Origin of the sequence: Pseudomonas sp. B6(2017), assembly GCF_002112765.1 — a bacterium.
GTDB lineage: Bacteria > Pseudomonadota > Gammaproteobacteria > Pseudomonadales > Pseudomonadaceae > Aquipseudomonas > Aquipseudomonas piscis.
Genome location: NZ_NEIQ01000018.1, coordinates 62,700 through 75,484, shown reverse-complemented (window position 1 = coordinate 75,484; position 12,785 = coordinate 62,700). Strand labels below are relative to the sequence as shown.

14 protein-coding genes, 1 other RNA gene and 1 pseudogene are annotated in these 12,785 nt (G+C 59.8%); 6 read left to right on the top strand and 10 right to left on the bottom strand.

What is annotated here, in order from left to right; translation table 11 throughout:
• Positions 1-36 precede the first annotated feature (36 nt).
• The 3 genes and pseudogenes from CAG11_RS26635 to CAG11_RS26625 form a co-directional block, all read left to right on the top strand.
• Complete coding sequence (locus CAG11_RS26635) at positions 37-324, top strand: hypothetical protein (protein ID WP_022642139.1); 288 nt, start codon at positions 37-39, stop codon at positions 322-324.
• A gap of 87 nt (positions 325-411) precedes the next feature.
• Positions 412-805: a transfer-messenger RNA gene (gene ssrA / locus CAG11_RS26630) on the top strand.
• A 197-nt stretch (positions 806-1,002) separates the two neighbouring features.
• Positions 1,003-1,443 (top strand): annotated as a pseudogene (locus CAG11_RS26625) (transposase); the annotation flags it as partial.
• 91 nt (positions 1,444-1,534) lie between these two features.
• Here the strand turns inward: CAG11_RS26625 and CAG11_RS26620 are convergent.
• Entirely contained in the window at positions 1,535-2,470 is a 936-nt protein-coding gene (locus CAG11_RS26620) for an aromatic alcohol reductase (protein WP_085598979.1), read from the bottom strand.
• Positions 2,471-2,517: 47 nt separating this feature from the next.
• Here CAG11_RS26620 and CAG11_RS26615 point away from each other — a divergent pair, with 47 nt between their 5' ends.
• The gene (locus tag CAG11_RS26615) at positions 2,518-2,961 is read left to right on the top strand and encodes a helix-turn-helix domain-containing protein (RefSeq protein ID WP_085598977.1); all 444 of its coding nucleotides are present in this window, start codon (positions 2,518-2,520) and stop codon (positions 2,959-2,961) included.
• Between the two features lie 56 nt (positions 2,962-3,017).
• Here the strand turns inward: CAG11_RS26615 and CAG11_RS26610 are convergent, their stop codons facing one another.
• Together CAG11_RS26610 and CAG11_RS26605 are read right to left on the bottom strand one after the other, a co-directional pair.
• The gene (locus CAG11_RS26610; RefSeq protein WP_085598975.1) at positions 3,018-3,257 is read right to left on the bottom strand and encodes a hypothetical protein; all 240 of its coding nucleotides are present in this window, start codon (positions 3,255-3,257) and stop codon (positions 3,018-3,020) included.
• A 276-nt stretch (positions 3,258-3,533) separates the two neighbouring features.
• On the bottom strand, positions 3,534-3,833 hold the full coding sequence (locus tag CAG11_RS26605; protein WP_256578739.1) for a DUF2514 family protein: 300 nt from the start codon (positions 3,831-3,833) through the stop codon (positions 3,534-3,536).
• Positions 3,834-4,050: 217 nt separating this feature from the next.
• Here CAG11_RS26605 and CAG11_RS26600 point away from each other — a divergent pair, with 217 nt between their 5' ends.
• Entirely contained in the window at positions 4,051-4,365 is a 315-nt protein-coding gene (locus tag CAG11_RS26600) for a hypothetical protein (protein ID WP_085598973.1), read from the top strand.
• A gap of 131 nt (positions 4,366-4,496) precedes the next feature.
• Here the strand turns inward: CAG11_RS26600 and CAG11_RS26595 are convergent, their stop codons facing one another.
• The 7 genes from CAG11_RS26595 to CAG11_RS26565 all read right to left on the bottom strand — a co-directional run bounded on the left by CAG11_RS26595 (position 4,497) and on the right by CAG11_RS26565 (position 11,856).
• Positions 4,497-5,156, bottom strand: a complete 660-nt coding sequence (locus tag CAG11_RS26595; protein ID WP_158091442.1) for a DUF3885 domain-containing protein — start codon at positions 5,154-5,156, stop codon at positions 4,497-4,499.
• A gap of 519 nt (positions 5,157-5,675) precedes the next feature.
• Complete coding sequence (locus CAG11_RS26590) at positions 5,676-7,190, bottom strand: ABC transporter substrate-binding protein (RefSeq protein WP_022638996.1); 1,515 nt, start codon at positions 7,188-7,190, stop codon at positions 5,676-5,678.
• Positions 7,191-7,218: 28 nt separating this feature from the next.
• Entirely contained in the window at positions 7,219-8,190 is a 972-nt protein-coding gene (locus tag CAG11_RS26585; protein WP_085598969.1) for an ABC transporter ATP-binding protein, read from the bottom strand.
• Positions 8,187-9,173, bottom strand: coding sequence for an ABC transporter ATP-binding protein (locus CAG11_RS26580; RefSeq protein ID WP_085598966.1), 987 nt, complete (start codon positions 9,171-9,173; stop codon positions 8,187-8,189). The genes CAG11_RS26585 and CAG11_RS26580 overlap by 4 nt, the downstream gene beginning before the upstream one ends.
• A complete protein-coding gene (locus CAG11_RS26575; protein ID WP_085598964.1) occupies positions 9,170-10,021 on the bottom strand; it encodes an ABC transporter permease in 852 nt (283 codons plus the stop codon). Before CAG11_RS26575 ends, CAG11_RS26580 begins: the two co-directional genes overlap by 4 nt.
• A complete protein-coding gene (locus CAG11_RS26570; protein ID WP_022638992.1) occupies positions 10,018-10,965 on the bottom strand; it encodes an ABC transporter permease in 948 nt (315 codons plus the stop codon). Before CAG11_RS26570 ends, CAG11_RS26575 begins: the two co-directional genes overlap by 4 nt.
• 3 nt (positions 10,966-10,968) lie before the next feature.
• Positions 10,969-11,856 (bottom strand): proline iminopeptidase-family hydrolase, encoded by an 888-nt coding sequence (locus CAG11_RS26565; RefSeq protein WP_085598962.1) that lies wholly within the window; start codon positions 11,854-11,856, stop codon positions 10,969-10,971.
• A gap of 164 nt (positions 11,857-12,020) precedes the next feature.
• On the opposite strand from CAG11_RS26565, the gene CAG11_RS26560 reads away from it, so the two are divergent.
• Positions 12,021-12,782: a LuxR family transcriptional regulator gene (locus CAG11_RS26560; protein ID WP_022638990.1), complete on the top strand. Its 762-nt coding sequence runs from the start codon at positions 12,021-12,023 to the stop codon at positions 12,780-12,782.
• The last annotated feature ends 3 nt before the right edge of the window (positions 12,783-12,785 follow it).

The window sequence follows — 12,785 nt, the reverse complement described above, 5'->3', positions numbered from 1 at the left end:
AAGTGGGCCTTCCCCCTGTGATCCAAGGAGACGACCATGAAGCGCTCTGCACTGGCTGGACTGTTCATCACTGCTGCAATGTTGGCCTCACCGGCGTTCGCCGCCGGGCAAGAAGACCTGTGCCAGATCAACCTGCAAAAGATCCGCGACGCCAAGGTCAGCACCGAAGCCATGAGCTCGACCCTGAGCAGCGACATCGACTCCAAGGTCCAGCAAGCCACCGCCGAGCAGGCCAAGGGCACCGAGCAGGGCACCAAGAACTGCATCTCCCTGACCACCCAGGCGATCCAGATGTTGCAGAACAACACCAAGGGCGATCAGTAGCGCACCACCAAGGCCAACCTTCGGGTTGGCCTTCTGACGACGATTAGCGTAGAATCCGCCAACCTGTTGTCGATGCATGACAGGCTCGGGGCCGTTTTGGATTCGACGCCGGTTGCGAAACTTTAGGTGCATGCCGAGTTGGTAACAGAACTCGTAAATCCACTGTTGCAACTTCCTATAGTTGCCAATGACGAAACCTACGGGGATTACGCTCTCGCTGCGTAAGCGGCGCTAGCCCTTCCCCCCTGGTACCTTCGGGTCCAGCAATCATCAGGGGATGTCTGTAAACCCGAAATGATTGTCATATAGAACAGAATCGCCGTGCAGTACGTTGTGGACGAAGCGGCTAAAACTTACACAACTCGCCCAAAGCACCCTGCCCGTCGGGTCGCTGAGGGTTAACTCAATAGACACGGCTAAGCATGTAGGACCGACAGCGGAGTACTGGCGGACGGGGGTTCAAATCCCCCCGGCTCCACCAAATAAGCTATACAAATCAAGCACTTAGCGCATGCCGCAAGTGCTTTTTTTGTGCCCGAATGGCTGGTTTTGGCTCCGGAATGACAGTTTGATGACAGCCTCTCCGGAAGCCTGCCGCAAGGAAGGAAGCCCAATGTCCAACGCTCAATACATGCAACATAAGATTTGGTTCTAATGAGCGATGAAGACCGTCGGTGACTACGCCAGGAAATGGCAGTGCACATTGCTGAAACACTGCATGAGTGGATGCTGGCCCAACGAGAACTTGTCCCAGAGGGCTCGGCTACGGCCAAGGCCCTGTACTACAGGCTTAAACGCTGGGTAGTGCTGCCGCGCTACCTGGAAAATAATGCTGTGCCCATCGACAAAAACCAGATCGGGAGCTTGATCCGGCCATGGGCGCTTGGGCGGTCGAACTGGTTGTTCGCGGGGTCGCTGCGCAGCGGCAAGCAGGCGGTAGCGAACGCGAGCCTGCTCCTGTCGACGCGATTAAACGGGCATGACCCGTATGCTTATCTGAAGGATGTGCTGACGAGGTTGCCGACGCAGCGAGCCAGTGAGATCGAGGAACTGCCTCCGCATCGGTGGGCACCTGACCGATCTGAGCAAAGTGCGTTTACTTTAAGAGGGGCATTTTGACTCGTCTGACTATGCAGCGGGTGAGCGAAATCGAATGACTCCAGCCACAAGAAGGGGGCTTCCTCCACGACCCAACGCGCGTCTGTCAACCTTAGCTACGACGCAGACTTGATTGCGCCCATTGCTCTGCACTAGTCACCGGTAACCCATGTATTGCGTTGAATGTCACCGCTACATCCCATGCCACACCACGGCCCATAGCAAAAACTGCCCGGTATTTTCGTAAGTTATCGTCAGGTTTTTCTGCAAGGTCTGCTAGCAACTGCTGCACGCTAAGCGCTCGGCGCTCGACTTTCCGTTCGATGACTCGCTCAACCAAATCAGCCAAAGCGCCGTAGGTGAGGGTGTCACCAGCGGTGTAAACGACCTGATTAATAAGGCGCGGGCTGTGCAGGACAATGGCGGCGGTGAGCATGCCGATGTCTTCCGGCGTTGTCACCGTAACCATAGTTTCAAAGCTGCCCAACGCATTAACCTGTCCGGCGGTTAGGTCAACGACCCCGAAAGCTGGATCGAATAGGAAGCTGGTGAACATGCCAGTGGAAATAATCACCCATTCAGTCCGAGATTGGCCGCGTAACAGGTCACGAACATCCAGTTGCTCGTCGAACAAGTCTTGAGGGCTGCCACGACCAATCAAGTCGTAGTCAACGCCGAACTGCCATGGAATATAACGTTTCACTCCCGATATGAGCGCGGCTTCGGTCAACTTAAGCTGAGTACCCCGGCCCGCAGCAAACCCTACGCAACTGATCACCGTGTCGAAGCGTCCCAGCACCGCTGCAAGCTCTTCGACGGAGGCATTGGTGATGTCGGCTGTCTCAATAGCAACCCCTAGCCTCCTGATGGCTTGAATATCCTGTTGTTTTTCCCTCGACGAGTTCTGCACAGTGGCTGGACGCAGCAGCACGGTAACGTTGGTCGATTCGGTTGATCGGCCGGCCAGCCCCTGCAATACGGCAAGTCCCAGTTCGCCTGCCCCCAATACCAGAATACGTTGTTTGACGTTTGAAATAGCAGCCTGCATGGTGAGCCCCTGTCTGACGTACTTAATTTGAAGCTAGGAATCTTGTCATGGACATCGATGCGCAAAAAGTAGGTACATCGGTGATACCGAGCGGCCTGGATGCTCAGGAAATCGTGCGCCTTTCACAGAATGCCTGTCGCGAACTAAGCGAGGACGAGGATGGTCTCAAGCGCGATATCCTTAGTCATTCTGGCAACCGATGGTCACTAGGCGTGGTGCATGCGCTGGGTGTGAGTAGCCCCTTGCGCCACGCGGAATTACGTCGTCGATTGCACGGCGTCACTCAACGCATGCTCACTCACACACTGCGTCAGCTGGAGCGCGACGGCCTGATCTCTCGACGCGATTTTGGCGAAAAGCCCTTGCGTGTCGAATATTCTCTAACCGAGCTTGGAATGGGATTATTGGTGCAGATGATTCCGCTATGGACGTGGGTGATCGAGCAGGCAGAGCGGTTTAATGAGGCTCGTAAGCGTTACGACGAGCGGTAAGGGTGGAATAATGCATTGCATCATAAGGATGATGACTGCACAGGCCATCATCGGATTTAGCCCGCCCCAGCAGATTCTTTAGTTTCCAGCAAGGATTGCTCGCGCTCAATCGCGGCCACCAGCCAATCTCCAGCCTGCTGGATCTGAGCATGCCACTCGCTGCGGCCAACGCGCCCCATTCGCAACATTTCATTGGCGGTAGAAATCAGGTGAAAGTAGCGTGCGTCGATGCATTCATCGGCGGCCTCTTGTTCCGCCAACAGATACTGCCATTCAACCATAGCCTCATCAATCATGGGTCTGACCTCTCAAAGTAGCACTCTACGCTTAAGGTATAGCGACACTGGTGGCTCAGTGATCGCAGCATTAGGCAAGCAACTGATGCCACGCGACGGTTGCTAGAGCAACGCCACAAACCCAGAGCGCCAAAGCGGAACAAGCCTGGAGTTCTCTCATTAGCTTTTCCTTCTGCACAACATCTCCTAGTCCAGCTGTACGCCGACGGCATCATGATATTTTTGTGACATACCGCTAACGAGCAGGGTTCACTCTTTCAGTCCAGCGATTGGCTGCTAACTCGCCAAGCTCTCGTAGGCCTGCTCACATGTCATTCCCCTTGCCCGGCTTTGATCAGCATCTGCTGCCAGGTCTCCCGCTCGCGCGTCAGTGCGCTTGAACAGCTCGGCAAACCCCAGGGCTGTGCGGGTTGCTGCCGCGCTTGCGGCGGCAGTGCAGGAATTGCTGCGGGTCGTACGCTTGAGACGCTCGGTGAGATCGTCGACGGCCCGCTGCAGGCTGTCAGCAGTAGAGCGAGCGACAACAGCATCAGCGATCGCGTATCGATTTTTCGTTGCCCGTCCCTGCTCCTGCACCGCCTTGTTGATTGAGTTCTGCCGGGCCTGCTTTTGTCGCGCTCGGCACGCTCATCGATGGCCCAGGCCTGTTTGTCGCCGGCGTCAAGGGCGCTCCAGCGTAGGGCAGCAAACAGCTAGAAAGAGTCCCTCGACAGCATTGCCATCAGTCGCTAGCCTCAGCTGCCTCTGAGATTCAGATGCCGCACAAACAGCCAAGCCAGGAGACGATATACCTATGGCCTACGAAATCCATATTGTCAGATCGACGGAAATAGCTCTTGAAGAATGGCAATTACTTTGCACAAGTGATCCATCACTGAGGCTAGAAAATGAGTTGGCTCGCAAAAATCCCGTCACCGGTGAAACCATCGTTTCCAGCGGGAAAAATTCAGCAACTTGGACAGATCCACTCACACAGCAACAGTATATCTTCGATTATCGCAGGAGACAGATTTCCTTCGCCTACAGTAATGAGGCGATCATAAAGGCCAAGGAAATTGCGACGGCACTCGCAGCCAGCATTGAAGGTGACGAAGGCGAGGCATATTGAAAATATGCCTGGTGACGGATTCTCGATTCTCTAGCTTTCTATTAGCGAATCACACCCGCTAGTTGTTGGCATTCCGCTATCGCCCCAAGCTACTCTTGGCGTGGGCAGCTTGCAGTAAAATCCTCATTATCCTACAAAGAGGTTTTGACGCTGGAAGTTCCATATTTTTTTGCAACTGAGCCAAACGTCTTTTCCATTATTGTCCGATCGTAATTCAGCAGATATTTATGATGCGCATTGTAAAGATTACGAAGGGCCACTGTGTTGGGGCCAACGACATCCATGCCTCTATCATCATAGGGAAATGCCACGATGCCTTTTCTCAAATTGAATAAATATAAATCGCAGTAAGGATAGGTACCTAAGTCCAGATCTTTTACCAGCGCACAAGTCAGTAGAGCATCAAGCGACCCAGCAGAAGCCTCAAAGGCAAGGTACAACCAGTAATCCGGCTCTGACTCATCACACCAATCATCCTTATCCCTTTCCTCGCTCCATAACCATCGCTCAGCAGGAATGTTAATGCCTGCATGCTTGAGCGCGAGAATGCTTCTCCGATGGAGGAAGCGATTATTGTCGGAGTAGATGCGTAGGCAAGCGGCTATAGGATGGTCGTCGACAAAGATATCCTTACAAATCACTTTGGACTTACGAAGCGCCACCCTTAACTGCTCGGTCGCGCTTCCCCCTTCAGAAAGTTCAAAGCGCAGGCCGCCAGGGTATGAATAGAAAAGTGGTCTGTTGAAGATCGTGGGGCCGAAAATTTGCCAGATCTTGTCTCTAATGCTCACAATAAATTCCCTAAAATCCTGGAAAGCGGTCATCGTCAGCACAGGGGATGATGTTGTCCGTAAGCCAATGTATCAAATTCAAGCCGGCTAACTTCCACCTCAGGTCACAGTTTGTGTATTTTTCGAAGGGCAGCTTTGGGGCGAAAGGAAATAACCATACGCCGATTGTGCTCGGGTATTAATGTAAAAAGCCCTACAGCCCCGATCAACAAGGGCAGTAGGGCTTTTTTGACAAAGCGAGATAGAGCGCTGCCTGGTATTAAATGGCGTTGATTGGCGTACAGATTGTCCCCTTTTAATCGCCAAATACGCTTAGCTTTTCCGACTAAGCCGACCCATGAGAGGCAAGCTTATCGGACAGTGCTTGCAGTGAAAGAGGATTAGCAAAGAAATGACAGCTTTATGGCAGTTTTTCCCCTGGAGACCTTGAAAATCAAGGGCGATCCCAAACGGCACCGCCCCCTCCAGGCGATCATGCTGGGACAACGCTGAGCGCTCTCCCTGCATCGTCCATCACCCTCAGTTCTTCACCGTCTCCTCCAACGAGAGACGGCCCAGCGGGCTCTGCTGGAAGTGTTCGATGTTCTTGCGCGAGATGTTGATGTACGGGCTGTAGTAGAGGTCGATCCAGTGGGTGTCCTGCTTGGCGATGGCCTGCAGCTCGGTGTACATCTGCTGGCGCTTGGCCGGGTCGGCCTCGACCCGGGCATCGGCTACCAGGGCCTTGACCTTGTCGTTCTTGTAGCGGGTCATGTAGTTCATGTTGGTGTCGTGCCCGAGGACGAAGGTGCTCTTCTGGTCGGGGTCGAGGATGTCGTTGGTCCAGTACATCACCGACAGGTCGTAGTCGCCGTCCACCAGCATCTGCCAGCTCTGGGTCGGGTCGACTTTCTGCAGGTTGGCGGTCACGCCCACGGCAGCCAGTTGCTGCTGGACCAGGACGGCGATCTGCTCGTCGGCCTCGTTGCCGGCATTGACCACGTAGTTGAGCTTCAGGCCCGAGGCCCCGGCATCCTTCAACAGTTGCTTGGCCTTGACCGGGTCATAGGGGCGCTGCGGGTTGTTGGCGTTGTGATACAGCGCGCCCTTGGGGATGTAGGAATAGGCCACCTGGCCCAGGCCGAAGGTCACGGTGTCGACCAGGGATTTCTTGTCGATCGCCATGTCCAGGGCCTGGCGCACTTCGGGTTTGCCCAGCAGGCCGTGATCGTGGTTGATCAACAAGTGATCTTCACGGGTGGAAGGGTCCATGTGGATCACCAGGTTCGGGTCTTTCTTCAGGGTCTCGACCCGGGAGAACGGCACGAAGATCGCCGAGTCCAGCTCGCCGGCCTGGACCTTCAGCATGCGGGTGTTGTCGTCCGGGATGGAGATCCACTCCACGCCATCCAGGCTCACCTTGTCGGCCTGCCAGAAGTGCGGGTTCTTCTCCAGCACCACGCGCTCGCCGCGCAGCCATTCCTTGACGATGAAGGCACCCGAGGCCACGGGCTCCTGGGCATAGGCGTCCTCGCCGAGTTTCTCCATGGCCTTCTGCGACAGGATCGAGACGTTGGGCGTGGCCAGTTGCGCGAGGAAAGGCACGGACGGTGCCTTGAGGGTCACCACCAGGGTCTGCGGGTCGGTGGCTTGGGCCTTGTCGATGATCTTGTAGGAATCGCTCCACAGCGAGCCCTTGTTGTCGCGAATCCGCAGCAGGCTGAACGCGGCATCGCCAGCAGTGATCGGCGAGCCGTCGGAGAACTTGGCCGGCCGCAGCTTGAAGGTGTAGGTCAGGCCGTCGGCAGACACCTGCCAGCTTTGTGCCAGGCCTGGCAGCAGCTTGGTGCCGGTGTTGTCGACCCGCACCAGCACGTCGTAGACGTTGGCGAAGACCCAGCTGTCGCGGTTCTGCGCGCTCTTGATGGGGTCGAAGGTAGTGCTTTCCTCGCGGCAGCCAATGGTCAGCACCCCCGCCGCCTGGGCGATACCGGCGGCCAACGAACAGAGGGTCAATGTGGCGGCGGTCAACAACCGCAGGTGTTTCGAACGCATGGTCAAACTCCTTTTTGATGAACGTATTTCAAAGCACGGGTTCGGCGAGCACACAACGGTAGCTGTGCCCACCCAGGTCTCGATGGGGTGGCGGTGTTGCGGCGCAGGTGGATCGGGCCTGCCGGCAGCGCGGGTGGAAGGCACAGCCGCCTGGCAGTGCCAACGGGCTGGGTGGCTCACCCGGCAAGGGTTCGCTCGCCAAAGGCCGATGGGGGTCGATATGCGGGATCGACTGGATCAACGCAGCGGTATAGGGATGGCGTGGGGCACCGAACACCGCATCGGTAGGCCCTTGCTCGACGATCTGCCCCAGATACATCACCGCCACCCGGCTGCACAGGCGCTGGACGATCGCCAGGTCGTGGGCGATGAACAGGATCGCCAGGTTCATGCGCTCGCGCAGCTCCAGCAGCAGGTTGATGATCTGCCCCTGGATGGACACGTCCAACGCCGCCACGCATTCATCGGCGACGATCAAGCGCGGTTCCACTGCCAGCGCCCGGGCGATCCCCACACGCTGGCACTGGCCGCCACTGAGCTCGCCCGGCTTGCGCCCGGCCAGTTCCGGGCGCAGCCCGACCAGGGTCAGCAACTCGTCGACCCGGCGCGCAATCAACGGCGCCGCGATCACGCCCTGTACCCGCAGCACTTCGGCGATGGCCTGGCCGATGCTCAGGCGTGGGTTGAGCGCGGCATAGGGGTCCTGGAAGATCATCGCGGTCTGCCGGCGCAAGTGCTGGATATCCAGCTTGCGGCCGCGTGTCACGTCCACGCCATCGAACAGCACCTGGCCTGCGTGGATGTCATTCAGGCGCAGGATGGCGCGGCCCAAGGTGCTCTTGCCACTGCCCGACTCGCCCACCAGCCCCAGGATTTCCCCGGGGGCAAGGTGCAGCGACACCCCGTTGACCGCTTGCAGCCACTGAGGCTTGAAACCGAACAAACCCGTGCCGGGAGCGGCGAAGCGCACCTCTAGGTCCTTCACTTGCAGCAGATTCATGACGGGTTTCCAGCCAGCAACGGGTAATGACAGGCCACCCGCGTGCCCTGCCCCAGGGCTTGCATGTCCGGCAGCGCCTGCGCGCAACGGCTGCCCGGCTGGAGGCAGCGGGGATTGAAACGGCAACCCGCCGGCAGGGCATCGAGCAACGGCGGCTGGCCGGCGATGGTACGCAGCCGGGCTTCACCGGCGCCATGGGTCGGCTGGCAACCGATCAGCGCCGCGGTATAGGGATGTCGTGGATGGGCCAGCAGCGCCTGCTTGTCGCCGTGTTCGCAGAGCCGGCCGGCGTACATCACCGCGATGGCATCGCAAGTCTGGGCGACCACGCCCAGGTCGTGGGTGATCATGATGATCGACAGCCCATGCCGGTCGCGCAGGTCCAGAAGCAGGCGCAGAATCTGCGCCTGCACGGTGACGTCCAGGGCCGTGGTCGGCTCGTCGGCGATCAGCACCTGGGGATTGCAGCCCAGGGCCACGGCGATCATCGCCCGCTGGCGCATGCCGCCGGAAAACTCGTGGGGGTAGCTGTCGATCCGCCGCTGCGGGTCGGGAATGCCTACCTGGCGCAGCACATCGATGGCCTTGGCCCGCGCCTCGCGCCTGGAGGCGCCCTGGTGCAGGCGGATACCCTCGGATATCTGCTCGCCGATGCGCATCAGCGGGTCGAGATGACTGCTGGGGTTCTGGAAGATCATCCCCAGGCGCCGACCGCGCACACTGCGCATACCGGCCTCATCCAGTTGCAGCAAGTCCTGGCCGGCCAGTTGCACGGCCTTGCCCTGGGCCCGCAGGTTGGTCGCCGGCAACAGGCGCATCAGCGCCCGGCAGGCCATGGTCTTGCCCGAGCCGCTCTCGCCCACCAGGCCAAGGATCTCGCCCTCGGCCAGGTCGAATGACAAGCGATCCACCAGGGTGACCTCACGGCCATCGTTTTGGGCTATCACGCTGAGTTCTTCGACACGCAATACCGGCGAGGTCATGGGCGCCCACCGAAGTGCTCGGCGATGCCGTCGGCCAACAGGCTGAAGCCCATGGCCAGGGTGACGATGGCCAATCCCGGGAAAGTGCAGAGCCACCAGGCCGAGGTGATGAAGCTCTGGCCCTCGGCGACCATGGTGCCCCACTCCGCGGTAGGTGGCTGCACGCCAAGGCCCAGGTAGCTGACCGCTGCGCCATTGAGCAGCACCAGCACCGCGTCGGACATGGAGAACACGATCGAGCCGAACAGCGCATTGGGCAGCAAATGGCGGAACAGGATGCGCCCATGGCCGAACCCCAGGCTCTTGGCCGCCAGGACGAAATCGCTGTGCTTGAGCACCAGGATCTGCGAGCGGATCAGCCGCGCGTAGGACACCCAGCCCACCAGGGCCATGGCGATGTAGAAGTTGCTCAGGCCCGGCCCGAGGATGGCCATGATCGCCAGCATCAGCACCAGGAACGGGAAGGCCAGGATCACATCGATCAAGCGCATGCACACCGTGTCGAAACGCCCGCCGATGTAACCGGCCAAGGCGCCGATGCAAGTGCCGATGAGGAACGGGAACAACACGCCGATCACCGCCAATTGCAAGTCGATGCGCGCCCCCCAGATCACCCGGGAGAGGATGTCGCGCCCGAAGTTGTCGGTGCCAAAGGGATGGGCCAGGCTCGGCGCCAACAGGCGGATATCGGTGTTCTGCGCGATCGGATCGAAAGGCGCGACCCACGGCGCGCAGAGCGCCAGCAGCAACCAGCCGCCGACGATGGCCAGGCCCAGCACCATGGCCAACCGGCCATTGCGCAAGCCCAGGCCCAGGCGCCCGGCGGGGATCGAGGCCTGGACGCTCATCGCATGTTCACCCGGGGATCGATCGCCACCGTCACCACGTCGGCGAGGAAGTTGACCAGCACCGTGGCGCAGGCCAGCACCATGGCCACGCCCTGCACCACCATGTAGTCACGGGTGAAGATGCCACGCACCAGCAACTGGCCGATGCCGGGAATGGCGAACAGGCTTTCGATGACCACCGTGCCGCTGATCAGCCAGCCGATGTTCACCGCCAGCAGGTTGACCGCCGGCACCAGCGAGTTGGGCAAGACATGCCGGCGAAAGATCGCCCCTTCGGACAAGCCTCGGGCCCGGGCAGCAGTGGCGTGGTCGGCCTGCAGCTCCATGAGCATGCTGGCCCGCAGGTTGCGCACCAGTACCGCCGATAGCGCCAGGGCAATGGTCAGGCACGGCAAGACCATGTGGTGCAGCTTGTCGGCCAGGGTGCGGCCATAACCCGAGACCGGGAACAGCCCCAACTGCACGCTCAACAGCAGGATCAGCATGATCCCCAGCCAGAACGCCGGCATGCCCAGGCCAGCGGTGGTGAACAGGCGGATCAGGTGGTCGCTCCAGCCGCCCTTGTTGCGCGCCGCCAGCGTGGCCAGGGGAATGGCGATCAACAGCGCCAGCAACACGCTGCCGGACACCAGCAACAGCGTCGGCTCGATGCGGCTGGCAATCAGCTTGAGGGCATCGACCTTGTACAGCAGCGACTGGCCGAGATCGCCCTTGAGCAGGTTCTTGAGGAAATAGAAGTACTGCAGCCACAACGGCTGGTCCAGGCCGTACTGGGCACGGATCTTGATCAACGCATCCGGGGTGCTGCGCGAGCCCAGCAACGCCCGTGCCGGGTCGCCGGGAATGGAGCGCACCAGCACGAAGGTGATCAGGCTGATGCCGAACAACACCGGCAACAGCTGCAGCGGGCGCGACAGGATGAAGCGATAACGCGCCAGGTTCATGCACTAGCTCCGGTGGCGCTGCAGAAAGTCCAGCAACACCGGGAAGTAGGCCTGGGGTTCTTCGTAGAATGGCATATGGCTGCTGTTGGGGAAGACATGCAACTGGGCATCCTTGAGCGCCATCTTCATGCGCATGGCGCAGGCCGGGGTCAGCTCGTCGTGCTGGCCGGTGGTGATCAGCACCGGCATCTGGAAGCTGGCCATCTCCTGGATGCGGTTCCAGTCCTTGAGATTACCGGTATAGAGGAATTCGTTGGGGCCCTGCATGGTGACGTACGGCCCCATGTTCCAGTCGCCCAGGGAACGGTTCACCGGTGCCGGCCATTGCTCCAGGCGGCACACGTGCCGGTAGTTGAGCAGGGTGACCGCGGCCTGGTACTGGGGATGATCCAGGGTGCCCATGGCCTCGTGGCGCTGCATCATGGCCACGGTCTCGCTACCCAGGGCGCTGCGCAGGCGCTCCAGTTCCAGGGACAGGTGCGGCAGGTCGCCGGCGGTGTTCTCCAGGATCAGGGTCTTGAGGGCCTGGGGATGATGGATAGCGTATTCGATCCCCAGCCAGCCACCCCAGGAATGCCCCAGCAGGTGGACCTGGCCCAGCTCCAGGGTCTGGCGCACGGTCTCTACCTCGGCCACGTAGCGGCCGATATCCCACAGCGCCGGATCGGTGGGCCGGTCCGAGGCGCCGGTGCCCAGCTGGTCGAAGGCAATCACCCGCAACCCATGCTCCTTGAGCCAGCCATGGCTATCGCGCAGGTAATCGCAGGGCAGGCCCGGGCCGCCGTTCAGGCACAACAGCACCTCATCGCCTTCGCCAAAGCCATAGGCCACCAGTTTGTGACCATCGACTTGCACTTCGTATCGCTGGTCTGGCTCGACTTCACGCCACATCCTTGTTCTCCATCTGGTCAATGCCCTTTTGGCGAAACCTTACCGAGGAAGCCGTACGTCCATAACCTAGTATTTCCTATAGGTTTGGTCTGGCAGTCCTTTGTCCGGGCGTGGCATTCTACCGGCCCGATTTCAGGATTGAAATTGCCAAGGGAGCTGAATGGATGCAGACCAAGCTGTCTGATTTCAATGCCCGTCTCGTGTCCGGCAGGAGCCTGGACGAACAGATGGACAACGTATTGCGCATGGCCCAGGCGCTGGGCTTCGATGCCCTGGTCTACGACTACAGTCCGGTACCGCTGGACCACGAGGGAATATTGCTCACCCCTTCGGTGGTCAGGCTGCGCAACACCCCCGATGACTGGCAGTCGCTCTGGTGCCAGGAAGGCTTCTACCAGATCGATCCCGTCCAGCACGTGGCGGTCGATGCCGTTTCCCCTTTTGCCTGGTCCTATCGCCCGGAAGACGAGACGGTGCTGCAGCGGTTCATGGACCGCAACCATGCGCCCGTGATCAGCTACCTGCATGATTCGCAGATGACTTGCGGGGTCACGGTGCCGATCCATCTGCCCAAGGGCGGTTTCGCCACCCTGACGGGGCTGCGCTCGGACACCAGCGCCAGTTCCCTCGCCGATGCCCGCCAGGCCCTGGGGGATTTCACCCTGATCTCCCACGCCCTGCAGGAGGCGGCCTTCCCGCTGCTGGCCAAGGAGTCCCCGGCCTGCCGGATCCACCTGACCAAACGCGAGCGCGAGTGCCTGAAACTCGCGGCCGACGGGCTGACAGCGGCCGAAATCGCCAGCCGCCTGAACCGCTCGCTGGCCACCATCACCCTGCACCTGACCTCGGCGATGCACAAGCTGGGTGCCAAGAACCGGGTCCAGGCCGTGGTCAGGGCGACCCACTACCGCCTCCTGGATAGCTGAGCC

Bases quoted from the DNA above. Each gene is read 5' to 3' on its own strand.
- CAG11_RS26635 (WP_022642139.1), top strand. From the start codon at position 37: ATGAAGCGCTCTGCACTGGCTGGACTGTTCATCACTGCTGCAATGTTG.
- CAG11_RS26620 (WP_085598979.1), bottom strand. From the start codon at position 2,470: ATGCAGGCTGCTATTTCAAACGTCAAACAACGTATTCTGGTATTGGGG.
- CAG11_RS26615 (WP_085598977.1), top strand. From the start codon at position 2,518: ATGGACATCGATGCGCAAAAAGTAGGTACATCGGTGATACCGAGCGGC.
- CAG11_RS26610 (WP_085598975.1), bottom strand. From the start codon at position 3,257: ATGATTGATGAGGCTATGGTTGAATGGCAGTATCTGTTGGCGGAACAA.
- CAG11_RS26600 (WP_085598973.1), top strand. From the start codon at position 4,051: ATGGCCTACGAAATCCATATTGTCAGATCGACGGAAATAGCTCTTGAA.
- CAG11_RS26590 (WP_022638996.1), bottom strand. From the start codon at position 7,190: ATGCGTTCGAAACACCTGCGGTTGTTGACCGCCGCCACATTGACCCTC.
- CAG11_RS26585 (WP_085598969.1), bottom strand. From the start codon at position 8,190: ATGAATCTGCTGCAAGTGAAGGACCTAGAGGTGCGCTTCGCCGCTCCC.
- CAG11_RS26580 (WP_085598966.1), bottom strand. From the start codon at position 9,173: ATGACCTCGCCGGTATTGCGTGTCGAAGAACTCAGCGTGATAGCCCAA.
- CAG11_RS26575 (WP_085598964.1), bottom strand. From the start codon at position 10,021: ATGAGCGTCCAGGCCTCGATCCCCGCCGGGCGCCTGGGCCTGGGCTTG.
- CAG11_RS26570 (WP_022638992.1), bottom strand. From the start codon at position 10,965: ATGAACCTGGCGCGTTATCGCTTCATCCTGTCGCGCCCGCTGCAGCTG.
- CAG11_RS26565 (WP_085598962.1), bottom strand. From the start codon at position 11,856: ATGTGGCGTGAAGTCGAGCCAGACCAGCGATACGAAGTGCAAGTCGAT.
- CAG11_RS26560 (WP_022638990.1), top strand. From the start codon at position 12,021: ATGCAGACCAAGCTGTCTGATTTCAATGCCCGTCTCGTGTCCGGCAGG.